The sequence below is a fragment of the Providencia sp. PROV116 genome, assembly GCF_028482485.1.
GTDB classification, from domain to species: Bacteria; Pseudomonadota; Gammaproteobacteria; order Enterobacterales; family Enterobacteriaceae; genus Providencia; species Providencia rettgeri.
The window spans coordinates 221215-247182 of record NZ_JAMPQO010000001.1 but is presented as its reverse complement, the minus strand read 5'-3'; the positions used below and the strand labels follow the sequence as shown (position 1 = coordinate 247182).

At 39.7% G+C, this 25968-nt stretch carries 23 protein-coding genes and 1 tRNA gene; 10 read left to right on the top strand and 14 right to left on the bottom strand.

The features are described 5' to 3' along the window. Window positions 1-143: 143 nt before the first annotated feature. Window positions 144-228 (top strand) — tRNA-Tyr (locus PSE72_RS01245). Between the two features lies 1 nt (window position 229). On the opposite strand, the gene PSE72_RS01240 is transcribed toward PSE72_RS01245, so the two are convergent. Then, a complete protein-coding gene (locus PSE72_RS01240; protein ID WP_004911163.1) occupies window positions 230-1105 on the bottom strand; it encodes a LysR family transcriptional regulator in 876 nt (291 codons plus the stop codon). Window positions 1106-1670: 565 nt separating this feature from the next. Here PSE72_RS01240 and xthA point away from each other — a divergent pair. Then, window positions 1671-2483, top strand: a complete 813-nt coding sequence (xthA, locus tag PSE72_RS01235) for an exodeoxyribonuclease III (protein WP_115167189.1) — start codon at window positions 1671-1673, stop codon at window positions 2481-2483. Window positions 2484-2548: 65 nt separating this feature from the next. On the opposite strand, the gene PSE72_RS01230 is transcribed toward xthA, so the two are convergent. From PSE72_RS01230 to PSE72_RS01220, 3 genes are read right to left on the bottom strand one after another with little or no spacing between them, the layout of a single operon-like run. Further along, window positions 2549-4477: a DNA topoisomerase III gene (locus PSE72_RS01230; RefSeq protein ID WP_115167188.1), complete on the bottom strand. Its 1929-nt coding sequence runs from the start codon at window positions 4475-4477 to the stop codon at window positions 2549-2551. Window positions 4478-4480: 3 nt separating this feature from the next. Beyond that, entirely contained in the window at window positions 4481-5524 is a 1044-nt protein-coding gene (gene selD / locus PSE72_RS01225) for a selenide, water dikinase SelD (RefSeq protein WP_198641102.1), read from the bottom strand. A gap of 11 nt (window positions 5525-5535) precedes the next feature. After that, window positions 5536-6087: an NAD(P)H nitroreductase gene (locus PSE72_RS01220; RefSeq protein ID WP_198641101.1), complete on the bottom strand. Its 552-nt coding sequence runs from the start codon at window positions 6085-6087 to the stop codon at window positions 5536-5538. Window positions 6088-6558: 471 nt separating this feature from the next. Between PSE72_RS01220 and sppA the strand changes: the two genes are divergently transcribed. The 3 genes from sppA to pncA all read left to right on the top strand — a co-directional run bounded on the left by sppA (window position 6559) and on the right by pncA (window position 10251). Continuing rightward, complete coding sequence (gene sppA / locus PSE72_RS01215) at window positions 6559-8415, top strand: signal peptide peptidase SppA (protein WP_272690867.1); 1857 nt, start codon at window positions 6559-6561, stop codon at window positions 8413-8415. Window positions 8416-8582: 167 nt separating this feature from the next. Further along, window positions 8583-9602, top strand: coding sequence for an asparaginase (gene ansA, locus PSE72_RS01210; protein ID WP_004911183.1), 1020 nt, complete (start codon window positions 8583-8585; stop codon window positions 9600-9602). 22 nt (window positions 9603-9624) lie between these two features. Next, window positions 9625-10251 (top strand): bifunctional nicotinamidase/pyrazinamidase, encoded by a 627-nt coding sequence (gene pncA / locus PSE72_RS01205; protein WP_004911188.1) that lies wholly within the window; start codon window positions 9625-9627, stop codon window positions 10249-10251. 110 nt (window positions 10252-10361) lie between these two features. Here the strand turns inward: pncA and PSE72_RS01200 are convergent, their stop codons facing one another. Both PSE72_RS01200 and msrB read right to left on the bottom strand, forming a co-directional pair. Then, window positions 10362-10667, bottom strand: coding sequence for a YeaC family protein (locus PSE72_RS01200; RefSeq protein ID WP_115167187.1), 306 nt, complete (start codon window positions 10665-10667; stop codon window positions 10362-10364). Between the two features lie 114 nt (window positions 10668-10781). Next, on the bottom strand, window positions 10782-11195 hold the full coding sequence (gene msrB / locus PSE72_RS01195; protein WP_115167186.1) for a peptide-methionine (R)-S-oxide reductase MsrB: 414 nt from the start codon (window positions 11193-11195) through the stop codon (window positions 10782-10784). A 355-nt stretch (window positions 11196-11550) separates the two neighbouring features. Between msrB and gapA the strand changes: the two genes are divergently transcribed. Then, a complete protein-coding gene (gapA, locus tag PSE72_RS01190; RefSeq protein WP_004911198.1) occupies window positions 11551-12546 on the top strand; it encodes a glyceraldehyde-3-phosphate dehydrogenase in 996 nt (331 codons plus the stop codon). A gap of 292 nt (window positions 12547-12838) precedes the next feature. Beyond that, window positions 12839-13720, top strand: a complete 882-nt coding sequence (locus tag PSE72_RS01185) for a D-hexose-6-phosphate mutarotase (protein WP_198641099.1) — start codon at window positions 12839-12841, stop codon at window positions 13718-13720. Window positions 13721-13821: 101 nt separating this feature from the next. On the opposite strand, the gene PSE72_RS01180 is transcribed toward PSE72_RS01185, so the two are convergent. From PSE72_RS01180 to PSE72_RS01170, 3 genes are all read right to left on the bottom strand, one after another. Then, the gene (locus PSE72_RS01180) at window positions 13822-14574 is read right to left on the bottom strand and encodes a MipA/OmpV family protein (protein ID WP_115167184.1); all 753 of its coding nucleotides are present in this window, start codon (window positions 14572-14574) and stop codon (window positions 13822-13824) included. A 133-nt stretch (window positions 14575-14707) separates the two neighbouring features. Next, the gene (gene alr / locus PSE72_RS01175; RefSeq protein WP_115167183.1) at window positions 14708-15787 is read right to left on the bottom strand and encodes an alanine racemase; all 1080 of its coding nucleotides are present in this window, start codon (window positions 15785-15787) and stop codon (window positions 14708-14710) included. 60 nt (window positions 15788-15847) lie between these two features. Further along, window positions 15848-17149, bottom strand: a complete 1302-nt coding sequence (locus PSE72_RS01170; RefSeq protein ID WP_115167182.1) for a D-amino acid dehydrogenase — start codon at window positions 17147-17149, stop codon at window positions 15848-15850. Window positions 17150-17593: 444 nt separating this feature from the next. Here PSE72_RS01170 and PSE72_RS01165 point away from each other — a divergent pair, with 444 nt between their 5' ends. Beyond that, window positions 17594-17944, top strand: coding sequence for a hypothetical protein (locus PSE72_RS01165; RefSeq protein ID WP_115167181.1), 351 nt, complete (start codon window positions 17594-17596; stop codon window positions 17942-17944). Window positions 17945-18037: 93 nt separating this feature from the next. Here the strand turns inward: PSE72_RS01165 and fadR are convergent, their stop codons facing one another. Beyond that, window positions 18038-18754 carry a fatty acid metabolism transcriptional regulator FadR gene (fadR, locus tag PSE72_RS01160; RefSeq protein ID WP_004911211.1) on the bottom strand — a complete coding sequence of 239 codons (717 nt, stop codon included), beginning with the start codon at window positions 18752-18754 and terminating at the stop codon, window positions 18038-18040. A 221-nt stretch (window positions 18755-18975) separates the two neighbouring features. Here fadR and nhaB point away from each other — a divergent pair, with 221 nt between their 5' ends. Next, window positions 18976-20526, top strand: a complete 1551-nt coding sequence (gene nhaB / locus PSE72_RS01155) for a sodium/proton antiporter NhaB (protein WP_004911213.1) — start codon at window positions 18976-18978, stop codon at window positions 20524-20526. A 150-nt stretch (window positions 20527-20676) separates the two neighbouring features. Next, window positions 20677-21192 (top strand): disulfide bond formation protein DsbB, encoded by a 516-nt coding sequence (gene dsbB / locus PSE72_RS01150; protein WP_115167180.1) that lies wholly within the window; start codon window positions 20677-20679, stop codon window positions 21190-21192. 57 nt (window positions 21193-21249) lie between these two features. On the opposite strand, the gene PSE72_RS01145 is transcribed toward dsbB, so the two are convergent. The 4 genes from PSE72_RS01145 to PSE72_RS01130 form a co-directional block, all read right to left on the bottom strand. Then, window positions 21250-23532 (bottom strand): FdhF/YdeP family oxidoreductase, encoded by a 2283-nt coding sequence (locus PSE72_RS01145; RefSeq protein WP_115167179.1) that lies wholly within the window; start codon window positions 23530-23532, stop codon window positions 21250-21252. Between the two features lie 288 nt (window positions 23533-23820). Beyond that, on the bottom strand, window positions 23821-24120 hold the full coding sequence (locus PSE72_RS01140) for a DUF333 domain-containing protein (RefSeq protein ID WP_004911219.1): 300 nt from the start codon (window positions 24118-24120) through the stop codon (window positions 23821-23823). Between the two features lie 46 nt (window positions 24121-24166). Continuing rightward, a complete protein-coding gene (locus PSE72_RS01135) occupies window positions 24167-24499 on the bottom strand; it encodes a DMT family transporter (RefSeq protein ID WP_115167178.1) in 333 nt (110 codons plus the stop codon). Between the two features lie 139 nt (window positions 24500-24638). Next, window positions 24639-25838 carry a sugar transporter gene (locus PSE72_RS01130; protein ID WP_115167177.1) on the bottom strand — a complete coding sequence of 400 codons (1200 nt, stop codon included), beginning with the start codon at window positions 25836-25838 and terminating at the stop codon, window positions 24639-24641. Window positions 25839-25968 lie beyond the last annotated feature (130 nt).

Sequence of the window (25968 nt, the reverse complement as noted above, 5' to 3'; positions counted from 1 at the left end):
ATTTAACAACACATTGTTGATTTAACACACATTAAGAATAAAAAAACAGCAAACGACCATTTTATTGAAAATTAATGCTTTACAGCGGCGCGTCATTTGATATGATGCCGCCCGCTGTCAATGATTACAGCAACTCAAAATCTGGTGGGATACCCAAGCGGCCAAAGGGAGCAGACTGTAAATCTGCCGTCACAGACTTCGAAGGTTCGAATCCTTCTCCCACCACCATTTAATTAACATCCCCCCCTAATTTATCAACAACACCCATAAAACGATTTAGTACACTAGAGTGTGATTTTGATTTATAAATGTAACAAACACTTTTCCCCAAAATCTTGTTTAATGGTATATAAATTAATGATTTATCAATTAATTCTTCTTCTGGATAGTGGTCTATAATGCCAATAAAGTCACCATCTTGAATAAAACTTTGGCAACAGCCAATATTATCCATTTGTCTCACGCTCGTTTTATTATCAACCGTTTCAATTTTTGCTAATAAATCGCTCATCAAAGAACTTTTATAAAATGCGGGGTCACATAACCAAGTACTTTTTTGTAATAATGTAACAAGATCATAATGAAATTTCTCATACAGTTCTTTCCGACAATAAATACCTAATGGTGAATTTTCTATTATTTTTTGTAATGAAAACCGCTCACTAACAACCTGCTCTGAACTAAGAATAAGTGTATTTCCATCATAATCGACAATTTCATCTACTTCATCATAATTAAACCTTAATATATTTACTTGTACATTATTTTGATGTGCTGATTGATATAAATTAATTAAATGATTTTCCTTACCCCAGTCATAATAAATATTAGCCTCATTGATTATATAACCTGAAAAATGTTTTTTCGTTATTTCTTTCTCCTGTAAATAAAGATCTCTTAGATCGTTATAAAGTTCTTGGCCATCCTTAGTTAATGTCATTCCAAATTTTTCTCGTTTAAAAAGCCGTTTACCTAGGCTTGTCTCAAAGTCTTTGATTGACTTCGCGATGGGAGGTGTCGTACGGTTCATCACTCTTGCCGCTTTGCTTAACGAGCCATTTTCAACAACCGCCATAAACGCCTCTAATTTTCTTGAAAAGAACATATCTATGACCCCATTCCATTTATTAAAATGTTAATCAACATACTTAACTTTCTCATTAATAATTATATTGATTAGCCCATAAATTAATCCAAAAAACAAAAAATCAAAGTTGATTTTTTATTGAATGATTAACAATATTTCATAAAAGTATTTTTATAATTTCCATCATTACAAAGCAATATATTATACTGTTTCGATTAATTATTTTTTATGCCTCCACTATTAAATCACATTAAAATATAAATAACCAATTGACTTTAAATGAAATTAAAACCAGTTAATATTGAAATTATTAATTTAATTTTAATCAGAAATTAAATTCTAGCACCCATAATAAATTTAATTAATTATAATATTTTTTGTTTAACTAAATTTATTATAATTTTTATATTACGCTCAGAATTTTGATATCATACCAAGAATGAGTTATGTAATATCCATTTTTATCATAATCGTTATTGGCTATAAAACAACCTAATCGTTGAAACATGCTACTCGGGGTTACAGTATTGCTACCATCTGGTAGAATACGCATAATAATCATAAAACTAGGTGATAAAAAACCATGAAATTCATATCGTTCAATATCAATGGCCTTCGAGCTCGCCCTCACCAACTCGCTGCAATCATCGAAAAACATCAACCTGAGGTTATTGGCTTACAAGAAACAAAAGTCCATGATGATATGTTCCCTTATGAAGAGGTTAGTCAGCTCGGCTATCATGTTTTTTATCACGGCCAAAAAGCCCATTATGGCGTGGCTCTTTTAACAAAAAATGAGCCTCTTGCTGTCCGCAAAGGCTTTCCAACTGACGATGATGACGCACAGCGCCGTATTATCATGGCTGACATCCAAACAGAGCGTGGCCCATTGACTGTTGTTAATGGTTATTTTCCTCAAGGGGAAAGCCGCGACCACCCAACTAAATTTCCCGCAAAAGAAAAATTCTATCAAGATTTACAAAATTACATTACATCAACACAAACGGCTGAGTCTCAATTACTCATTATGGGTGATATGAATATTAGCCCAACCGATCTGGATATCGGTATTGGTGATGCAAACCGCAAACGTTGGTTAAAAACCGGAAAATGTTCTTTTTTACCTGAAGAACGTGAATGGTTAGCTAAATTGTTAGGCTGGGGCTTGGTCGATACATACCGAGCTAAAAATCCTGATGTTGCTGATTGCTACTCTTGGTTTGACTACCGTTCTAAGGGCTTTGATGATAACCGCGGTTTACGTATTGATTTATTACTAGCCTCAAATAACCTTGCTGAACGTTGTATCGCAACGGGTATTGATTATGATATTCGCGGAATGGAAAAGCCATCAGACCACGCACCGGTGTGGTCTGAGTTTGACCTAACAAAATAAATTTCATCACTAGTTATAACGCAAAAAGGCGCTTAAAGCGCCTTTTATTGGTTAACCAAACTCAACTAATCCTCTTTCTTTTTCGTTTTCTTCTTGCCTGTTTTTGCAGGTTTTTTCCCTGCTTTTGCTGATGGGGCTGGTAACTCTCGAAATGTCCTCAAATTTGTAAATTGGCGTGCATGGTGAATTAATTGCATCAACGTTTGACCTAACGGATGCATAAAATCATCATAACGTGATTGTTTTTCACTAATTTGAGTCAGTACTGACTCCCAATGAGCAGTCATATCCGGTAATGTTGCCATATCGGGTAGAACATGAATTAGAGCCCTTCCCGCCGGAGAAGAATGAATGTAACGCCCTTTTTTGAAGAGAAATTGGCGCTTGAATAGTAAATCAATGATGCCCGCCCTAGTCGCTTCCGTACCAAGCCCATCCGTTTCTCGCAATACTTTTTTTAATGCTTTATCTTGCACAAACCGAGCGATCCCAGTCATTGCTGATAATAGCGTTGCATCCGTAAAAGGGCGCGGAGGCTGCGTTTGCCGTTCGACAACTTCCCCTTTCTCACATAATAACTCATCATTTTTACTCACAACTGGCAAAGGCATACCATCGTTTTCAGCATCGCGCTCTTTATTGCCTAATACAACTCGCCACCCCGCTTCAGCAAGAAACCGAGCTTTTGCAATAAATTTACCCTTTTCAATTTCAAGATCAATAGTACACTTACGGTAAACCGCATCCGCCATAAACTGAATAATATATTGACGTGCAATCAGTTGGTAAATTTTACTCTCATTTTCCGTTAATTTTACTGCTGCCGTTTTTGCTGTTGGAATAATTGCATGGTGGGCATCCACTTTTTTATCGTCCCAACAACGATTCTTTTTATCTAACTCTGGCAGTTCAAATTCAGTGAGTTCAGGCTGATGCACAGCAATGGCATTCAATACACTGTGTCGCCCTGCAAAATGTTCATCCGGTAAATATCGGCTATCCGAACGTGGATAGGTAATTAACTTATGTGTTTCGTACAAGCGTTGGCATATATCCAATACTTCTTGTGCACTCAACGCATACTTTTTAGCGGCTTCAATCTGTAAAGACGACAAAGAGAAAGGCAATGGTGCAATTTCAGACTCGCGCTTGTCCTGATATTGCGTCACTATGGCAGGCTTACCCTCAATACGCGATACCACATGGTCTGCAAGCGGTCGGTGGAACAAACGCCCTTCTTCGTCTTGGTAATCAATACAGGAGTCACTTGGCTGCCATATCGCCACAAAACGCTCATCTTTTGGCGTAACAATATAGGCTTTCACCTCGAAATAATCTTTAGGGATAAAATTTTCTATTTCTTCATCGCGCCTAACAACTAGGCCTAAAACTGGCGTTTGTACCCGCCCAACAGAAAGAACACCTTGATATCCACCTCGTTGCCCTAATAGCGTATAAGCACGAGTCATATTGATGCCATATAGCCAATCTGCCCGTGCTCTCGCCAAGGCTGAGACACAAAGAGGGATAAACTCACGATTTTCTCTTAAGCGGTCAATTGCCCGCTCAACGGCTTGTGGGTTAAGGTCATTGATCAAACAACGTTTTACGGCTTTGCGTTTCTCAGGATCGAGCTTTAAAAAATCAAGCACTTCGTCCACCAGCAGTTGACCTTCTCTATCGGGGTCTCCTGCATGGACGACTATTGAAGCTTGCTTCAGTAATGTTTCAATGGTTTTTAATTGTTTAGTTACTGCGGGACGGGGCTTCAATTGCCACTTATCTGGGATAATTGGTAAATCCTGAAGATTCCAACGTGCATACCGAGGTTCATAAGCATCGGGTTCCGCCTGCTCTAAAAGGTGGCCAATGCACCATGTTACGGTTTGGCCATCACCACATTGAATAAAACCATCACCTCGTTTATGGGGTTTGGGTAATACATCTGCAATGGCCCTTGCAAGGCTCGGTTTTTCCGCAATAAACAAACGCATAAATTAATCTATCACTTCAACTAAAGGAACATTATCCTGATGGGGTAATAATTTACCGATAGACTGTAACAAAACACCTTGCTGCTGTGCAATCTCTTTAATTTTAGAGACTTCGGAAGGTTTTACTGCAATGAGTAAGCCACCAGAGGTTTGTGGGTCGCACAATAGCTGACGTTGCATATCACTCATTGGGCCAATAAGGTGACCATAGCTGTCGAAGTTACGGGTTGTTCCACCAGGAACGCAACCTGCTTCAATATATTTTTCGACGTTGACTAATTTAGGGACTTTACTAAAGGAAATTTCAGCGCGAACTTTAGACCCTTCGCAAATCTCACTTAAATGCCCCAATAAACCGAAACCGGTTACATCTGTCATGGCCGTCACCCCTTCTAAAGGCGCAACCACCGCCCCTAACTTATTCATTTGGCACATGGTTTCAGCCGCTAAGTGTTGATGTTCCGGCGCAAGTACCCCTTTTTTCTCTGCCGTTGTCAAAACGCCAATCCCAAGCGGTTTAGTCAAAAACAGTTCGCAATCTGCTGTTGCAGCACTATTTTTCTTCACATATTCCGTATTCACAACACCTGTAACTGCCAAACCAAAAATAGGCTCAGGTGCATCAATAGAGTGCCCTCCAGCCAATGATATGCCAGCATCCGCACAAGCAGCACGGCCCCCCTCAATCACTTCACGAGCCACTTCAGGCGGTAACTTAGCAATTGGCCAGCCTAAAATAGCGATTGCCATAATCGGTTTTCCGCCCATAGCAAAGATATCGCTAATCGCATTAGTTGCGGCAATACGGCCGAATTCAAACGGGGAGTCAACGATCGGCATAAAAAAATCTGTCGTGCTGATGATACCAATGCCGTTACCTAGATCATAAACCGCCGCATCATCTTTCGTTTCATTACCAACTAACAAATGTGGGTCATTAAATTTTGCTTGTTCCGAGTGTAAAATTTGCTCTAATACTTTCGGTGCAATTTTACAGCCGCAGCCTGCACCATGACTATATTGTGTTAATCTAATTTTTTCAGTCATTATTATTCTCTTTAGAAATAAGATACAAAGCCTGTCATATCAGGAGTTTGCACTTTTGCTGGTGCTTTAAGCTCTGGCGTACCTAAATAAAGAAATCCGACAATACGGTCGTTATCTCCACAACCTAATCCCGCACGAACCACGGCATCTTCTGTCCATGCTCCTGAGCGCCATATACCGCCAAAACCTTGAGCAACCGCGGCCATCTGCATTGCTTGTACAGTGCAACTCGCAGCAACTAATTGTTCCCATTGTGGTATTTTCGGATGGTCTTTTAATTTCGCAATTACGGTAATAATGAGTGGAGCACGAAAAGGTGCGTTACGTGCTTTTTCTTCTACTTCAGCACCTAATTGCCCTTCAATTGCCGCTTTTTCTAATAGCTCACTGAAGCGGTTAATACCTTCATTTTGCATAACAACAAAATGCCATGGTTTCAAAGCACCGTGATCAGGTGCTCTCATCCCCGCAGCAAGGATATTGTCGAGTACTTCGCCTTGCGGTGCTGGTGATGTGAGTCTTGAAGCTGAACGGCGGTTCAACAAAAGGGTTAAAGCATCCATATTTGTCTCCGTTTAAGAGTAAACTGATATGATAATCATTCAATTAGATAATGATACCCACGCTATCTATTGTTTAAGCTTAAAGGAAAATCGCTTACACTAATACAATAATAACGGTTATTCGCTAGGTAAAATTACGTTATAAATTCATTGAATTGTATCATTTATCACACATGAAAAATATCGTTGAAGCATTGTACCTTGCGTATCATAATTTTGTTATGCATAAAAATAGCCCGTAGTTGCAACTAATTGTATTGATACAACTAAGACATCAACAATTCGATGTGATGATCGGGTAACAGATTTGCTTTTGAGTATACTGTCGTAAATTCGTGCTACAGGCGGAAATAGCCCAACTGTAGAAAGAAATATTTATGTGATATCCAAAAATAGTTTGTGCCATAAGCCAACGGCAAACCAGTGAAGCTAACACCCGTGTGGTGCAAAATATACAGGATAGGAGAAAACATGCGTCAACTTTGGGACATCATCGCTACCATCTTTAGAATTAGCTGGCGAGCACTAAACTTTATTAGGGAATTCGTTTTTAACGCCATTTTCTTAGTGTTATTCTTTGTCGTTATTGGGTCAATTGCCCTTTACCAAACAGAGACTCAACCCGAAAAAAATTATTTTGGTGCTTTGTATGTTGATTTGCAGGGCGTTATCGTAGACCAAGTTTCTGCTCCAGACCCATTTGGTCGTATGAGCCGTGAACTACTTGGTACTTCTAATAGCCGCATGCAAGAAAATTCATTATTCGACATCGTTGATACTATTCGTACCGCCGCAAATGATGAGCGTATTACAGGAATGGTATTACGCCTAGATGATTTAGTTGGCGCCGACCAACCCTCTCTGGCTTATATCGGTAAAGCAATCAATGAATTTAAAAGTTCAGGGAAACAGGTTTACGCCATCGGTAGCAGTTATAGCCAATCACAATACTATCTCGCCAGTTACGCTGATGATATCTACCTCACACCACAAGGTGCTGTTGGGGTATATGGTTTCGCAACTAATGGCCTTTATTACAAGTCACTGTTAGAAAAACTTAAAGTCAGTAGCCATATTTTCCGTGTTGGTACCTATAAATCAGCAGTTGAGCCATTAATGCGTGATGAAATGTCCCCTGAAGCACGTTTGGCCAATAAACAATGGTTGGATGCCCTGTGGAACAATTACCTCGCAGATATCGCCAAAAACCGCAATACAACTAGCACGCAAATTTTCCCTGGGGCTGATACTATTTTAGAACAATTACGTTCTGTCAAAGGCGATAGCGCACAATATGCTTTAAAACAAAAATTGGTTGATAAACTTTATACAAACGAACAAGTTGAAGATTTACTCAGTAAACACTTTGGCTGGAATAAAGAAGATAAGCAATTCAATAATATTAGTATCTATGATTACTCCGCTAAAATAACAGATACCAATGCGAATCAAAGTGGCAATATCGCCGTGATTGTTGTTCAAGGTGCTATAATGGATGGCCCGCAAACGGCTGGGATTGCAGGAGGCGATACTATCGCAGCACAAATTCGAGATGCTCGCCTTGATGATAATATTAAAGCAATTGTGTTGCGCGTTAATAGCCCAGGTGGAAGTGTAAGCGCTTCTGATTTGATCCGCAGTGAGCTGGCTTCGGCCCATGCTGCCGGTAAACCCGTGGTGGTTTCTATGGGGGGAATGGCAGCATCTGGCGGATATTGGGTATCGACTCCAGCTGACTATATTATTGCTAGCCCAAACACGCTGACTGGTTCAATTGGCATATTTGGCGTGATCAATACCTTTGAAAAATCTTTAGATTCTATTGGGGTGTATACTGATGGAGTATCAACATCACCATTAGCCGATATTTCTCTGACTAAAGGGATTAGCCCACAATTTGCTGACATGATGCAAATTACGATTGAAAATGGTTATGAGACATTTATTGGCTTAGTCGCGAAAGCTCGCCATAAAACACCTGCAGAGATAGATAAAATCGCTCAGGGCCGTGTGTGGATCGGGCAAGACGCGCTTAAAAATGGCCTTGTAGACCAACTAGGTGATTTTGATAATGCGATAGATAAAGCCGCAGAACTCGCTAAACTCACTGATGTTAAGCTAGATTGGATGAAGCCTGAGATGACTTTCATGGATCAATTGTTGCTTGAATTAACCACTAACGTTCAAGCCGCGATGCCAGATGTACTACAGGTGTTTTTGCCCCCAGCAGTCGCAACGGATATCCGCCAGCAAGCTCAGTTTTTCTTAAAAATGAATGACCCTCAAAACCGCTACGCATTTTGCTTAAATTGCGCGGAAATTAACTGATCGCTAAATCCCCTTCAGCACTAATGAAGGGGATTTCTCTCACAAACTCATCAATAACCCCATATCAATCTAATTATTCGCAAGTTAACGATAGTAATACGCTAACAAATGCGTCAAAATCCTGATAATCACTCTCCTTCGATAAGTTGGATAAATTAGGTAATAAGATGCAGAAGAAATCAATTTATGTAGTCTACACTGGCGGAACAATTGGCATGCGCCATTCACCACAGGGATATGTTCCTGTTTCGGGTCATTTGCAAACTCAGTTAGCTCAAATGCCCGAGTTTCACCGCCCTGAAATGCCTGAGTTTACTATCCGTGAGCATCAACCGTTGATTGATTCATCTGATATCACCCCTGAAGATTGGCAGCTCATCGCTGATGATATTAGGGAAAATTATCCACTTTATGATGGGTTTGTCATATTACATGGCACTGATACCATGGCTTTCACCGCCTCAGCGTTATCTTTCATGTTTGAAAACTTGAAAAAGCCGGTAATCGTGACAGGGTCACAAATACCGTTAGAAGCATTACGTTCTGATGGGCAAACAAATCTATTAAATGCCTTATATTTAGCGGCTAATTATCCCGTTAATGAAGTCGGGCTATTTTTTAATAACAAATTATATCGCGGTAACCGCACCGTTAAGGCTCATGCTGACGGCTTTGATGCTTTCAGTTCACCTAACTGCTCCCCCTTAATGGAGGCGGGTATCAATATTCGCACATTCAATACGTGCCCTGCACCTATTGGCATAGGTGAATTTAAAAGCCACCGAATTACGCCTCAACCTATCGGTGTTGTTACACTTTATCCTGGACTTTCGGTTGAGATTGTTCGCAATATTCTCCAACAACCTGTCAAAGCACTTATATTGCGCTCTTACGGTGTCGGTAATGCCCCTCAACAACCAGAATTACTACGTATACTTCGCGAGGCAACGAACCGAGGCATTATTGTAGTGAACCTGACACAATGTATTTCTGGCCGTGTTAATATGGAAGGCTATGCCACAGGGCATGCTCTTGCAGAAGCTGGTGTGATAAGTGGATACGACATGACTTTTGAAGCCGCCTTAAGTAAATTGCACTACTTACTAAGCCAAAATTATACCCCTGCTTTAATCCGAGAGTTAATGCAGAATAATTTACGCGGCGAGTTGAGCTATGCTGATGAATAACAGATAACATACTGAGGACACAATGAAAGCAGCATTACTGTTAGTCGATTTACAAAACGATTTTTGCACAGGTGGCACATTAGCAGTAAATGAAAGTGAACATGTTATTGATGTTGCTAATAAGGCGATGGCTATTTGCCAACAAAAACAGATAGACATCATTGCAAGTCAAGATTGGCATCCCGCGACACATCTTAGTTTCGCGGCTAATTCAAATACTCAAATTGGCGAAGTCGGTGAGTTAAATGGCATTACACAAGTTTGGTGGCCTATTCATTGCGTACAAGGTGAGCACGGCGCTAAATTACACTCAAATTTAAACCAATCGCTGATTAGTGCAACTTTTACCAAAGGGGAAAACCCGCAGGTTGATAGCTATAGTGCCTTTTTCGATAACGATAAAATTAGCCAAACCCGCCTGCATGCATGGTTACAAGAACAACACATTTCACATTTAATTATTATGGGAATTGCAACGGATTACTGTGTCAAATTTACCGTGTTAGATGCCCTAAAATTAGGCTATAGCGTAGATGTTCTAGTGGATGGATGTAGAGGTGTTAATCTTGCAGCCAATGACAGCCAAGAAGCTTTAGACGAAATGAAAAAGCAAGGCGCGAGGTTAATCACGTTAACTGACCTGCATTAACCCAGGCTTTGTAGACAAGTTTTCTCATATCAATTGAGAAAACTTGTTTTAGTGACGCTGTCACTGTACAACACCCTATTGAATAACCAACCTATTCTACAGAGTAACTGTTACTCATCATTATTTTGCGGTTTTAATGTTGCCAACATTTCACCTTGAAACAGCGTTTTTAGTTCTTGTTTGCTCTTCATCGTAATTTCGCCATTAGTCCCTACTGTCATATGTTCTGGGTCATGGTTATGCCGCGACTGCCACAATAATACCATTTGCAAGCTATGCTCTTTTTGTTTTGGCGTTAACATCACCCCATCAGGCCATTTACCGAGCTCAACCGCGGTCACTAGACGCTGATAGATTTCAGGTGTCATCACTGCTAATAATTGTTCAAGTTGCTCTGGATTGACTTCAACGCTCACGGTAAGGCTCCTTCAAGTGCGCAATTAACACGTTATTTTATTATTCTTAATTTTAGCTGATAGCTGAATCGTTTTTGTCATTCTGATATTAAAATTTCAGCACCCTTCAGCTCTTTATCCACGGGTCTTTTCACCACTATCATCATCAATAAAGCTTAATGATGCTGAATTAATACAGTAACGCTGACCGGTGGGCTGAGGACCATCGGGAAATACATGCCCTAAATGCGCATTACAGTGTTGACAGCGAACCTCAATACGATGCATCCCATGCGAGAAATCCTCAATGTATTTGATAGCCTCTTCATTGACGGGTTGATAAAAGCTTGGCCAACCACAACCAGCATCAAATTTGGTCTCAGACATAAATAAAGGTGAACCACAGCATAAACATTCGTACACACCATCTTTACGGTTATGCAATAATTGGCCACTGAATGGCGGCTCGGTACCTGCTTGCTGTGTAACGTAACGTTGCATTTCATTTAATTCTGAAATATCAATAGGTTGGTTATCTTTTTTTGACATGTCACACCTAAATATTTAAATAACTAAAATGTTCAATGGTTATCATACATCAATTTCAATCAACAAAAAATTAACAACATTTTCTGTAAAACTATTCTAAACTAAGAAGCATCTCACTTTCCGTTTTGATTTGTGAACCGTATCACATATATCACTGATAGATGGTTTCATTATGCTGCACAATCCCGATAATACGTGCGGCTGTATTTGCCGCTGAAGTGGCTGACAAATAAGCAATTGGTGGTATCAGAATTGATTTTTTTCAATAATTGACACGATTCCGCTTGACGGCTGGCAAGGTTTTGGTAACTTTAACTACAACTTAATTCACGAATAAATAGCTGGTGGAAATACTATGACTATCAAAGTAGGTATTAATGGTTTTGGTCGTATTGGCCGTATCGTTTTCCGTGCTGCACAAGAGCGTTCTGACATCGAAATCGTTGCTATCAACGACCTGCTCGATGCAGAATACATGGCGTACATGCTGAAATACGACTCAACTCATGGTCGTTTCAACGGTACTGTTGAAGTTAAAGATGGTCACCTAGTTGTAAACGGCAAAAAAATCCGTGTAACAGCAGAAAAAGATCCTGCAAACCTGAAATGGAACGAAGTCGGTGTTGACGTCGTTGCTGAAGCTACAGGTATCTTCTTAACTGATGAAACTGCACGTAAACACATCCAAGCAGGTGCTAAGAAAGTTGTTCTGACTGGCCCTTCTAAAGATGATACTCCTATGTTCGTTATGGGCGTTAACCACAAAGCTTACGCAGGTCAAGAAATCGTTTCTAACGCATCTTGTACAACTAACTGCTTAGCTCCACTGGCTAAAGTTATCAACGACAAATTCGGTATCGTTGAAGGCCTGATGACAACTGTTCACGCAACAACTGCAACACAAAAAACTGTTGATGGCCCTTCACACAAAGACTGGCGTGGTGGTCGTGGTGCTGCTCAAAACATCATCCCATCATCAACGGGTGCGGCTAAAGCAGTAGGTAAAGTTATTCCAGAACTGAATGGCAAACTGACTGGTATGTCTTTCCGTGTACCTACTCCTAACGTTTCTGTAGTTGACTTAACTGTTCGTTTAGAAAAACCAGCAACTTACACTCAAATCTGTGATGCTATCAAAGAAGCAGCAGCAGGCGAGCTGAAAGGCGTTCTGGGTTACACTGAAGATGACGTTGTATCAACTGACTTCAACGGTGAGAAACTGACTTCAGTATTTGATGCTAAAGCTGGTATCGCACTGAACGACAACTTTGTTAAATTAGTTTCTTGGTATGACAACGAAACTGGTTACTCTAACAAAGTATTAGACTTGATCGCTCACATCTCTAAATAAGAGCTGTAACGAAATTTGTTTAACTGAGCCGCCGATTGGCGGCTCTTTTGTATCGTATCCAATAACAAATTAATACTTCATATTTTCTGCTATATCGCTTATGGTTGATCTCCTATTGGATACGCTATAAACATGACTTATTTTAGAATGAATACTATTCACCGTGTCACCGCGCCTTTAAATATGTCGAATAGATACTCTAAATAATTCAAGTGAATGAACACAGTCAGCAATGCTGCAGTTTGAAAGATGACGAGTATTCACACTGTTCCATTAACACAGGCCTAATACCATGCACGACAAACTTTTTGCACTACCAGTCATTAAACAAGTCTCTGCTTACATCACTCAACGCCAACTCGGCGAGCTTCCACTCATTGTCATCTCGCATCCTAAGGTGCGTGGGGCCGTCAGTTTACAAGGTGCTCAACTTATTGATTGGCAACCCGCAGGGCAAAAACCTTGCTTATGGCTAAGTTCAGAAAGTGCTTTTAAAGAAGGTGTTGCAATCCGCGGTGGCATCCCTATTTGTTGGCCTTGGTTCGGCCCTGTTGCTAGTCCTAGCCATGGTTTTGCGCGAATTTTACCTTGGCAATTCACCGCACATAATGAGCATGAAGATGGTGTTATTTTAACCTTCACATTAACGGATACCGACTATACCCGTAAATTATGGCCCCATGAGTTCACTCTGATCCTCCGTATGAAACTCGGTGAAACATGTGAACTTGAACTAGAAAGTTATGGAGATTTCGAAACTACTGCCGCACTGCATAGTTATTTCAATATCAGTGATATTCAAAAAGCCACCGTCTATGGGTTAGGCGGTCACTACTTCGATAAAGTCGCAGATAAAGAAGTTTATGCCAATGAACCCCTCAAATTTAATAAACATACTGACCGTATTTATTCAGAACCGGATGAATATAGCCTATTACGTGATGATGGATGGGCTCGTACAATAGAAATTCATCATTACCATAATAGTGATGTTGTCTGTTGGAACCCTTGGGCAGAGTTATCATGCAGTATGGACGATATGCCAAATAATGGGTACAAACAAATGGCTTGTGTAGAAACGGCAAGGATTAATGTCCCAATGAAAAGTGAGGCACAGCACCCTGCTCGCCTTTCATTAGTGATAGTCAGCCGCGATAATAAACCGCAAGATTAATTATCCAGTCTAAGTGTATAAGATTTCTAAATAGATAAAATTGAGCCCCTGATAAACATAATGATATCAGGGGCTCAATAATTTAACTTTCGATAACAAACTTAGAATGTGTAAGTGACACCTGTCCACATAATGGCGGAAACATCTTTATTCACCATTGGGCTATCTTTCACTTCACTTGGTAGGCGGTCAACACGGCCCATTGCAAATACCGTCCAATTTTCATCAAAGCGATAATTTCCTGTTACTTCAACGTACGGTGTCCAACTTGAACCTGGGTTATAACGTTTTAAACCGCTATTACGAGATTCTTTTGAAGAAATACCATATTCATAACGGTTTTGGTTCTTGCTATCCCATTTAATACCAAGACCTGGGGTAATTGACCACTTATCACCCTCAAAACCATACAGATAAGCAAACTCACCATGAATACCATTACTGATACCTAGGATATCACCAGAAATATTCGTTCTCAGCGTACCCCAATCAGCGTTATGACGATAAGTCAGACCCGTCATCACCGTATCACGGCGGCGGTCTAATTCACGCATGGCTTTATCATCATTGTCTTTAGGTTTAAAAAATTGCGGGTAATAAAAAGCATCTAATGATAATTGGTCTTGCGTATCATTCCATAGGTAATAACCGGCTGCTAATGTATGAAAATAGAAGTTCTCACTGTCATAATTAACAATAGGCACTGGCGTGACATAATCACGGCTCTTAATTCCTTTATAAGGTGTTGACTGAGCCAATACTGAACCACCAACAGACCAAGTTCCAGCAAACGCGGCCCCAGATAACACACTCAAAGCCACAGCAAGTGTCGTTAATTTAATTGCTTTAGACATATATTTAACCTAAAAATAATGAGAAATAGATCACAGCTATATATTATATCAATATAGCTATAATCCCAATATTCGTAATCAAAATCACATTTAAAGCTAAATTCTAACTGTTTTTAGCGTAATTGATTAATAATTATTCTACTTTATTTTCATAAGAAACAGGAACTCTTTTTGCAAGCGCACAAAGTAGCTCATAACCTATTGTCCCCGCGGCTTGCGCAACCTCATCAACCGGTAAATTTTGCCCCCACATCTCTACTCGCTCACCAAGCTTAACATCGTCACAATCACTAATGTCAATTGTCAGCATATCCATCGAAACCGCTCCCAATAGCGCACAACGTTTACCTTTACACCATACAGGCGTTCTATTTGCAGCATGCCGAGGATAGCCATCTGCATAACCACACGCCACTGTCGCAATACGCATCGGTTGAGTCGATGTAAACCGACTACCATAACCAATTGATTGACCTGCTGGAATTTCATGGATAGCAATCACTTCTGATTGTAATGTCATCGCCGCTTTCAAGCCTAACCCAGATATATCAGTAGATTTTCCACTTGGAGACGCACCATACAGCAAAATACCCGTACGAACCCAATCATATTGCGTGTGTTTATGCCACAGTGTTGCTCCTGAGTTTGCGATACAGGTTTCTAAAGATAAATGTTCAAATTGCTGGATTTGTTGAAAAGGCTCAATAACGCCTGTTTTGATATCTGAATTAGCAAAGTGGCTCATTAACGTTAAACTACGTACATTCGGCATTTTAGATAACCGTCGTACGACACTTTCGTAATCGTTCGGTGAAAAACCTAACCGATTCATCCCACTGTTTAGCTTAATATAGACTGAAATTGGTGATGATAATTGGGCATTTTCAATGGCGAATAATTGCCACTCACTATGAACACTAGTTGTTAAATTATACTGGTCAATTAATTGTAAATCTTGAGGCTGGAAAAAACCCTCTAACAATAGAATTGGCCCTTTCCACCCTTCTTTTCGCAATAAAATGGCCTCATCAAAATCTAATACCCCAAAGCCATCCGTTTCTTTTAGCGCAGGCCAAATTTGCTTGATGCCGTGACCATAACCGTCTGCTTTCATAACTGACCAAATTTTTGATTTTCCAACATGTTGCCGTACGACAGACAAATTATGTTGTAAATTCTGTAGATGAATGACAGCACTTATTGGGCGCGGCATTTTAATTCCTTAGTACGTTTAATTAATTCTAAAATTACAATAGTATAAAATATCAAACACTTAACGTGCTGGTGTTAAATCACCATGAGTAGTCAGCTTGGTATTAAAACCATCAAGATACCTAAATACCGATAAATCATCAGACGCTATCTCCGGTGTATTCCCTGAAATTAAATCTGCCAGCAGTTTCCCTGCACCACAAGCCATTGTCCAACCCAGTGTCCCATGCCCAGTATTTAAATATAAATTACCGTATGCTGTCGGCCCAACTATTGGAGTACCATCTGGTGTCATTGGACGCAGGCCCGTCCAAAATTGTGCTTGTGCAATATCACCACCGCCTTGATACAAATCTTGTACCACCATTTTCAATGTTTCGCAGCGTTTTTTCAGAATATTCAAATTAAAACCAACAACTTCAGCCATTCCACCAACTCGAATGCGCTGATCAAACCGCGTTACTGCAATTTTGTATGTTTCATCCAAGATGGTGGACATTGGGGAACGCTGTTCATCGATAATTGGCATAGTCAATGAATAGCCTTTGAGTGGATAGACCGGAATTTGAACTAGGGTTTGTAGCATTGAAGTAGAATAAGAGCCCATTGCAACGACATATCTGTCCGCTTGCAAAATTTCACCATCAATTTTAATGCCACTAACTTTATTTCCTTCTGTTAAAATCTGTTCTACATGGCCACCAAATTTGAATTGAACTCCAGCATTTTGTGCCATCTTTGCCAATTTTTTGGTAAATTGCTGGCAATCCCCTGTTTCATCATTGGGTAATCGCAGCCCACCGGTGAGCTTGTGTTTGACAAATTCTAACGCAGGTTCCGCTTTAACTAATTCATTTGATGCTAATAGTTCGTACGGAACACCTTCTTGCTGTAAGACTGCAATGTCATTCGCTGCATTATCGAACTGCTCAGTAGTACGAAAAAGCTGTAAGGTACCACCCTGACGAGCTTCATATTCGATACCTGTATCTGCTCTTAATTGGCGAATACAATCGCGACTGTATTCGGCGATACGTACCATACGACTTTTATTCATTGCATAATGTTGAATATCGCAATTTTTTAACATCTGCCACATCCAGCGCAACTGAAATAACGTTCCATCTGGGCGTATCGCCAGAGGTGCATGTTTTTCAAACATCCATTTCACGGCTTTAAGGGGGATCCCGGGAGCTCCCCATGGGGTTGCATATCCAGGGGATACTTGCCCTGCATTTGCTGCACTTGTTTCTTCTGCAACATCATATTGTCTATCCACCACCAGCACTTCGTGCCCTTCTTGTGCTAAATACCATGCTGTTGTTACACCGATCACTCCTGCACCTAACACTAGAATTTTCATAGCTTCCCCACAAAATAAAAGTATGCATCATTTATTTTAGGATAATATTCTAGAAATTATTTGCCAATATGGTGAATTAACACTTTTAACAATACAGATAATAAATCCATTTTGATTCACATCTCATTTACATTACAGATGAATATTCTCATCGAAGATTTCAAGGTTATTTAATACCTCATTGATTTTCAATAAATTAATCCAATAAGATCAATTATTGATGATTTCTTTAACTAATAAATTCAGTATTTAATACTTTAATATTGAAACATTATGTCGCTAACCATTTTTAGCAACATTTAACAAAACTAATGATACTATTTTTTTATCTCTTTAAATTATGATTGTATAGATAATTTGACTGCTCCATCAAATTAGTCATCTTAATAATGAAATAAACTAACCAAATCATCTTATTAATCAATTAGAATTTAGGGTATCCCCATGATTAGAAAAAGAAAATTATTTACCTTATTTATTATTTTATTTTTATCTGCAGGGATGAGTCTTGCCGATGAACTTTGTAAATCATCTCTCGCTTTAAGAACACAAGTTTATGATAAAGGAGATATTATCTGTTTAAGCACTAAACCTATTTCTGTATGCCTCAGCCCTGCCATCGTCATAGACAGTTATCCAGTAAGGGTTGATTACCATTGTTTATTTAAAACTGACCACCCGCTTCCCGATGGTCTGGATTGGACTGATAGAGTGGATTTGGACCTATCACACAAGAAAGTGGATTATTCAGAGACGACACTTGCTGCTAAGTCCTGTGCGTGCCCCAATAATTGACAACTAGCCTCAAGCCGTTTTAAAGCTTAAAAAACAAAAAAACCAGCCGCAAAAATTATCAGCTGGTTTAATTGGTGATAGAGTCATTCGAGTTTAGCGGATGTGTGCTAAGTCGCTAGGCATATTACCTTGCATACTATGCCAAATAGTGCCACTTTCCTTACCATAATTTCTGACACATTCCATAATACGGTCATAAGCTTGTTCACGACACAAATTAGCCAGTTGCTGATAAAAGTTCAGCGCTAAACGCCTCGCATCTGGGTTAGAAAAATAATAACGGCCTACCCTTGTGTAGAGCCCCTTGAGGCCATTAATGATCAATCCATAGATGGGATTACCTGATGCAAAAGCCAGCCCACGGAACACGTTATAATCCAAATCACTAAAGGCATCTGAATTATCTTCAACTTTTTCCCTACCCGCTAAAACCTCCAATGACTGCTCAGGGTTGTTACGAAATGCAGTACGAATAAAAATTGCAGCGATATTGGTACGTACAGCCAAGAGATTATCAATTAGCTGTGGCACTCTATCGTGATCTAACCGAGCTAATGTCTCCAAAATATTTAGGCCAGACGTTTCCCAATAGTTATTCACTTTAGTTGGCTTACCATGCTGAATGGTTAGCCAGCCGTCACGAGCCAAACGTTGTAACACTTCACGTAAGGTTGTTCGTGTCACACCGATTAATTCCGAGAGCTCGCGCTCCGCGGGTAAAATTGAACCTGGTGGAAAGCGGTTGTTCCATATGCTCTCAATAATATACTCTTCCGCGAAACCAGCCGGACTTTGAGCTTTAATAACCATATTTTTATTATTCCAAACATTTAGACGGATATTGGGCAAATCATACCAGATTGTCATCACCTGATATAGTTAGACTAAAAATAAAGAGTGAAGCAAATCATATAATTTCCATATAATTCATACATTATCAATTAGCAAATAAGCTTAAAATCCGTAAAAGATAAGAGTAGTATGTATAGCACAATACACGACATCCGCATAAAAGAGGATAACGAACCATAATGGATTTTAGTTTAAAAACAGCTTTTTTGAAAAATTTTCTGGGAAACTCGCCTGATTGGTACAAATTAGCAATTATTATATTTTTAATAATTAACCCTATTATTTTCTATTTTATCAGTCCCTTCGTCGCAGGCTGGTTATTAGTTGTTGAATTTATATTCACATTAGCAATGGCTCTCAAATGTTACCCATTGCAACCCGGTGGCCTTCTCGCTATAGAAGCCGTAATTATCGGCATGACCACCCCTGCACAAATTTCACATGAAATTAGCAATAACCTTGAAGTTATCTTGTTACTGATTTTTATGGTAGCTGGTATCTATTTCATGAAACAATTGCTGCTGTTTGTATTCACTAAACTGTTGATAAACGTGCGTTCTAAACGCATTCTTTCCCTTGCTTTTTGTATGGCGAGTGCATTTTTATCTGCATTTTTAGATGCACTGACCGTTATTGCTGTCGTCATTAGTGTTTCAATTGGTTTTTATTCTATCTATCACCAATATGCCTCTAATCAACCTAGCAACACAGACTTGCAAAATGATGGTTTCATTAAAAGTGCAGAACAAAAACAAACCCTCGAACAATTTAGGGCTTTTTTGCGTAGTTTAATGATGCATGCCGGTATTGGTACCGCGCTAGGCGGTGTCATGACTATGGTTGGTGAGCCGCAAAATCTCATCATTGCTAAACATGTTGACTGGGATTTCATTACCTTTTATATCCGCATGGCTCCTGTCACTATACCTGTTTTTATTTGTGGCTTAGTCGTCTGTTTTGTTGTGGAAAAATTCAAGTTATTTGGCTACGGTGCTGAACTTCCAGACTCTGTGCGTCAGATTTTAACTGAGCACGATAAAAAACTGACGGCGAAACGCACCAAAAAAGATCTTGCGCAGTTGGTCGTTCAGGGCTTAATTGGTATTTGGCTCATTGTCGCCCTTGCTTTCCATTTAGCGGAAGTTGGCCTGATTGGCCTATCCGTCATCGTATTGACGACCGCATTTTGTGGTATCACAGAAGAGCATGCGCTGGGAAAAGCCTTTGAGGAAGCATTACCATTTACCGCATTACTTACCGTATTCTTTAGCATTGTTGCTGTTATCATTGACCAACAATTATTCACTCCATTTATTCAGTTTGTGTTGCAATCTTCTGAATCGTCACAATTATCATTGTTCTATCTGTTTAATGGCCTACTTTCTGCCGTGTCAGATAACGTATTCGTAGGGACGGTTTATATTACTGAAGCCTTAAAAGCGGCAAATGAAGGTTTAGTCTCAACGGAACAATATCAATTATTAGCAGTAGCAATTAATACAGGAACTAACCTACCTTCTGTTGCAACACCTAATGGGCAAGCCGCCTTCTTGTTTTTATTAACGTCTGCGTTATCACCTCTGATCCGCTTATCTTACGGCCGTATGGTGTGGATGGCTCTGCCATATACCTTCGTAATGACCATTGTTGGGCTATTAGGGGTTGAATTCTGGCTAGTTCCCATCACACATTGGATGGAAAGCATCGGGTTGATTACGTTCGCACAATAACTATACTTTAAACAATTAGCCGTGCAGCAATACGGCTAATTGTAATGTTAGGTAAAACCCTCTCTAAAATTGCATTATTTCACTTTAATTGCTTTTTTTATCGGGCCGATAGGGGCAAAATGTGCGCATTACTCAATTAGGATACTAAGTATGTTCAGATTTTTTAACTACTGTTCGCAAGGAAGAGGCGCTTGGCTACTCATGGCATTTATTGCCTTTATGCTCGAGTGTGCGGCTTTATATTTTCAGCATGTTATGAAACTACAACCCTGTGTTATGTGTATCTATGAACGTGTTGCATTACTTGGCATTATGGTTGCTGGCTTAATTGGAGCGATAGCACCACGGAACATAGTCATACGCTGGGTTGCTATTCTTATTTGGGTTTATTCTGCTTGGCGCGGTTTAGACCTTGCATGGGAGCATACCATGCTACAACTTTACCCTTCACCATTTGCATCATGTGATTTTTTCGTTAATTTCCCTGATTGGTTACCATTACAAGAGTGGGTACCAGCAGTATTCGACGCTACGGGTGACTGTGCCGTTAGGCAGTGGGCATTCTTAGGGCTTGATATGCCACAATGGTTAATTGGTATCTTCGCGGCGTATCTCTTAGTTGCAATCATTGTTATCATCAGCCAGTTCTTCCCAGCCAAAAAATAGCCTTTAAACCCCAAATGTTATATTCAACATTTGGGGTTCCTAAGTGATAAAATTAACCTATTGAATGACTCGCTCTAATTTCACAGGGATATTTTTATACGCAGGAATACCACATTGCGGGTCGAAATTATCCAACGAAATTAAATTATTAGCTTCAGGGAAATAAGTGGCAACACTACGGTCTGCCATATCATAAATCACCACAGTGAGGTTATCTAAACGCCGTTTTGTTGGTTTCTGCTCGCGGTCTAATGCGATGAGATTCACTTTATCTCCCGCTTGTAACTTCTGTTTTTGGGCTTCTGCACCACTGATGAAAACAACATCTCGTTGCCCAAACACACCGCGATATCGGTCATTTAATCCATAAATTGTTGTATTATATTGGTCATGGCTACGCAATGTTGCCAAAATGAGTTCACTGTTAACTGCTGAATTCGGGTCTTCAATAACGCCTTCTGTCGGTATAAAATTAGCTTTGCCTGACTGCGTTAACCAACGACGCTCAGAAGCCGCATTAGTCAGATGGAATCCCCCAGGGATTTTAATGCGTGCATTATAATCATCAAAACCAGGTAATACCGCTTCCATCGCGTCACGAATCAAATCGTAATTGCCGATAAAATCATCCCATTCAACTTTACTCTGCGGTATTGTCGCTTTAGCTATTCCTGCAATAATCGCACACTCAGATTTAAGATAAGGGCTACACGGTTTAAGTAAACCTTTTGAAGCGTGAACCATCGACATTGAGTCTTCTACGGTCACACATTGCACACCACTGCTTTGCCTGTCTATTTCACTGCGACCTAATACAGGTAATAAAAATGTCTGCTTAGCGGTTAATAAATGGGAGCGATTTAGTTTAGTTGCTGTGTGCACCGCTAAATCAAGCTTTTTCATACCTGCAAAACAAGCGTCTTTATCTGGCATGGCAACTGCTAAGTTTCCGCCCATGCAGATTAAAGCCTTCGCTTTTCCTTCAGAAATGGCTTGCATGCTCGCGACGGCTGCATGACCAAATTCGCTTGGTGGTTTAAAACCAAATCGTTGTTCAATTTTGTCTAAAAAGCTTTTTGACGGTTTTTCCGTAATACCAACGGTTCTATCACCTTGAACATTCGAATGACCACGCAAAGGGCAAATCCCCGCACCTTCCCGACCAATATTACCTTTCAGTAGTAATAAATTAACGAGTTGCTGAACATTTTGCGTACCATGCTCGTGCTGAGTGATCCCCATACCATAACAAATAATGGTACTTTTTGCCTCAATATAAAGATCCGCAATCTCTTCGATAGACTCACGCGGTAAGCCAGAAACCCTTAAAATATCTTTCCAACTCGTTGTCAGTAAGTCATTTTTTAAAGCTTCATAACCCTGTGTATGAGTTGATATAAATTCAGTATCAAGAATAGGCTCTTTTCCTGCATCTACTGCAGCTTGGTGTTTTTCAATCAATAACTTCATCACACCTTTAAGTAACGCAGTGTCTCCACCAACACGAACTTTATAATAGTGTCCTGCTAAAGGGGTAGACTCTAACGTTAGCATTTCTACCACGTCTTGCGGGTAGGTAAAACGTTCAAGACCTCGCTCTCTTAAAGGGTTTATGGCAATGATTTTAGCGCCACGTTTAGAAACTTCACGCAATGAGCTCAACATCCTCGGGTGGTTAGTCCCAGGGTTATGACCTATACAAATAACTAAATCCGCTTTATCAAAATCGTCTAGCAATACTGTCGCCTTGCCGACACCAATAGAGTCAGCAAGACCAACACTCGTTGGTTCATGGCACATATTTGAACAATCAGGGAAATTGTTTGTGCCATACTCACGAGCAAGTAGCTGATATAAGAATGCGGCTTCATTTGAAGTTCGACCTGATGTATAAAACTCAACAGTATTTGGGTCTGAATAACTTTGTAAACGCGTACCTATTTGTTGAAATGCATCTTCCCATTCGATAGGTTCATATTTATCTGTTTGTGAATTATATTTCATGGGGTGAGTTAAACGCCCTTCATCCTCTAAATGAAAGTCATCCCACTCAAGTAACTCTGTTACGGTATATTTAGAAAAAAATTCCGGCGTTGTTTTTTTAGATGTGGCTTCCCAAGCAATTGCTTTTGCACCATTTTCACAAATATCAAATGACGCCGTATGTACTGGGTCAGGCCATGCACAGCCAGGGCAATCAAAGCCGTCTACCTTATTCATTTCAAACATCGCAATTATGTCATGACCTACTTTCATTTGGCCACGTAATGCTTCTGCAACTGCTTTTACAGCCCCCCAACCGGCAGCGGGGCCATCATACTCTTCAATTTTCTTTTTCATTTGGCATTACTCTTTAATAAATGTAAATGTCTTTATATGTGCTTTTATAATTATCTAAAATATTCTTTGTTATTTAATATTAGTAATATCATCGTTAAATATCAATAATTAAAATAAGCACTTAAATAGATGCTCGTAATTAGACGACTTAAGAATAAGAAATGAAAATACAACTCAATAAATGAAAAGATAAATATTAAAACAAAACTAATTTAAATGAATACATATAGTTAATTAACCTCATATTAATGATTAATAAAAGGTTAATTAACTTCATAAAAAGAAGAGTTATATACAAGCACCCGATTGTATAATGTCAACAGCACAACGTTTACCATTCGCAAATTGGCATACAGCTGTTTGTGACCCATTTAATTCTAATGTGAGCGCTGGTAACCCACCCGCTGAAACACAGGCCTCTTGTGCCCCAGGGCCTAAATTGACCACTTGTTGAGCATATTGACTCGCAGAATGTTCCACAGAGTTATCTATGTTTGAGCTACCACACGCAGATAGCATGACAGATATAGCCCCAGTGAGTAACATTGTTAGTACTGGTTTAAAAAATTGATTAACCCTATGCCTCATTTCCTGCTTCTCCAAAGATGCCACCTGAACATTCTGCAATAACCGCTTAGTGCCCGCCGCTTTTTGAATATAGATTGATGACTAAGACACCAATAATAATTAATAGCATACCAATAATTGCAGGTAAATCGAGTTTTTGGTTGTAAATAAAAATTGCAGCAACGGAAACCAATACAATCCCTAAACCTGACCAAATTGCATAAGCAATACCTAATGGCATAACTTTTACCACCTGCGAAAGCCCCCAAAAAGAGACTGCATAACCGATAATAACAATCAACGATGGCCAAAAACGACTAAAACCATCAGACGCCTTCAGTGTTGTCGTTGCAATGACTTCGGCAATAATCGACATCAATAAAAAACCCAGCCCCTTCATTATATTTCCTTATTATTAGAATTAGTAATGATAAAATTTATTATTTTTTAGATTATTTACTCAGATAACGATAAAAAAGCTCTGTTTATCATTAAAATAACACAGAGCTTTCATCTCGACTTCATGATGAGAATGCGAGTTAGTGATTTGCGGCAACGTCTACTCTATCGTTAAGAGACTCACTATAGCGCTTGAATAAAAAGACACACAAAATGAATGCTATGACACCAATCGCACCGCCAATATAACCAATCTGGGTCATTCCCATATGAACAATAACTTGATTGCCTAACAGTGCGCCAGCACCAATGCCAATGTTAAAAATTCCAGAGAAAATTGACATAGCCAAGTCGGTGGCATCTGGAGATAAATCAATGACCTTAACTTGCATTCCTAAACCAATACACATCATGGCCATTCCCCAGAACACTGATAACATAATCAACGACCAAACATCTCTACCTAATGGCATCAATAATAATAAGCAAATCGTCATAAATGCGATTGCTGCAGGTAAGAATGATAATGAAAATTTGCTGCTGTAACGGCTAAATATTACGCTTCCAACAATACCCGCACCACCAAAAATCAGTAGTAATAACGTGGCAAAGTTTTGACTTTGTAAGGCAACTTCCCGAACAAAAGGCTCAATATAACTGTAAGCCGTAAAATGTGCGGTGACAGCCAAAACAGTTAATGCGAACATTCCAACGAGTGCTGGCCGTTGGAATAGCATCGGCACACTTTTTAACGAGCCTGAATGTTCACTTGGTAAGCGTGGTAAAAAGCGAATCAACACAACCATAGTGAACAATGCTATAACACCAATACCTAAAAATGTCGCTCGCCAACCTAAGAATTGCCCAACTACACGGCCAAGAGGAAGACCTAATACTGTTGCCAATGCCGTTCCCGTCGCTAATAACCCAAGCGCTTGAGCTTTTTTACCTGCAGGAGCAACCCGAATTGCTAAAGATGCCGTAATTGACCAAAATACCGCATGGGACAAAGCGACACCAATACGCCCTGCTATTAGAATATCAAAACTCCACGCAAACCCTGAAATGATGTGACTAACAATAAAGATAACAAATAAGAAAGCTAATAATTTGCGACGCTCTATTTTACTGGTTAATAGCATTAAAGGTAACGACATCAAAGCCACAACCCACGCGTAGATTGTTATCATTAATCCGGTATGTGCGACCGTCATGTCAAAGCTTTTTGCAATATCACTGAGTAATGCAACAGGCACAAACTCTGTTGTGTTAAAAACAAATGCAGCAACCGCTAATGCTATTACACGGATCCAAGCTGTTTTTCTAGAAACTTGCGTCATATTTCTCTTAGCCTTTACTTTCCCACAAATAATAGATGCCAACGGCTTAACCGTGTGTAAAAAATGCTGCGAAAGGATATTGGTATTTAGTACAGGATTGAGTCGTTACTAAGCAATCTATATTGCTAAC

Coding starts and splice junctions, on each gene's coding strand:
- PSE72_RS01165 (WP_115167181.1), top strand. CDS start 17,594: ATGATTAGAAAAAGAAAATTATTTACCTTATTTATTATTTTATTTTTA.
- pncA (WP_004911188.1), top strand. CDS start 9,625: ATGAAAGCAGCATTACTGTTAGTCGATTTACAAAACGATTTTTGCACA.
- PSE72_RS01140 (WP_004911219.1), bottom strand. CDS start 24,120: ATGAGGCATAGGGTTAATCAATTTTTTAAACCAGTACTAACAATGTTA.
- alr (WP_115167183.1), bottom strand. CDS start 15,787: ATGCCGCGCCCAATAAGTGCTGTCATTCATCTACAGAATTTACAACAT.
- PSE72_RS01185 (WP_198641099.1), top strand. CDS start 12,839: ATGCACGACAAACTTTTTGCACTACCAGTCATTAAACAAGTCTCTGCT.
- PSE72_RS01230 (WP_115167188.1), bottom strand. CDS start 4,477: ATGCGTTTGTTTATTGCGGAAAAACCGAGCCTTGCAAGGGCCATTGCA.
- gapA (WP_004911198.1), top strand. CDS start 11,551: ATGACTATCAAAGTAGGTATTAATGGTTTTGGTCGTATTGGCCGTATC.
- sppA (WP_272690867.1), top strand. CDS start 6,559: ATGCGTCAACTTTGGGACATCATCGCTACCATCTTTAGAATTAGCTGG.
- ansA (WP_004911183.1), top strand. CDS start 8,583: ATGCAGAAGAAATCAATTTATGTAGTCTACACTGGCGGAACAATTGGC.
- PSE72_RS01130 (WP_115167177.1), bottom strand. CDS start 25,838: ATGACGCAAGTTTCTAGAAAAACAGCTTGGATCCGTGTAATAGCATTA.
- fadR (WP_004911211.1), bottom strand. CDS start 18,754: ATGGTTATTAAAGCTCAAAGTCCGGCTGGTTTCGCGGAAGAGTATATT.
- PSE72_RS01220 (WP_198641101.1), bottom strand. CDS start 6,087: ATGGATGCTTTAACCCTTTTGTTGAACCGCCGTTCAGCTTCAAGACTC.
- PSE72_RS01240 (WP_004911163.1), bottom strand. CDS start 1,105: ATGTTCTTTTCAAGAAAATTAGAGGCGTTTATGGCGGTTGTTGAAAAT.
- PSE72_RS01145 (WP_115167179.1), bottom strand. CDS start 23,532: ATGAAAAAGAAAATTGAAGAGTATGATGGCCCCGCTGCCGGTTGGGGG.
- PSE72_RS01180 (WP_115167184.1), bottom strand. CDS start 14,574: ATGTCTAAAGCAATTAAATTAACGACACTTGCTGTGGCTTTGAGTGTG.
- PSE72_RS01135 (WP_115167178.1), bottom strand. CDS start 24,499: ATGAAGGGGCTGGGTTTTTTATTGATGTCGATTATTGCCGAAGTCATT.
- nhaB (WP_004911213.1), top strand. CDS start 18,976: ATGGATTTTAGTTTAAAAACAGCTTTTTTGAAAAATTTTCTGGGAAAC.
- selD (WP_198641102.1), bottom strand. CDS start 5,524: ATGACTGAAAAAATTAGATTAACACAATATAGTCATGGTGCAGGCTGC.
- msrB (WP_115167186.1), bottom strand. CDS start 11,195: ATGTCAAAAAAAGATAACCAACCTATTGATATTTCAGAATTAAATGAA.
- xthA (WP_115167189.1), top strand. CDS start 1,671: ATGAAATTCATATCGTTCAATATCAATGGCCTTCGAGCTCGCCCTCAC.
- dsbB (WP_115167180.1), top strand. CDS start 20,677: ATGTTCAGATTTTTTAACTACTGTTCGCAAGGAAGAGGCGCTTGGCTA.
- PSE72_RS01170 (WP_115167182.1), bottom strand. CDS start 17,149: ATGAAAATTCTAGTGTTAGGTGCAGGAGTGATCGGTGTAACAACAGCA.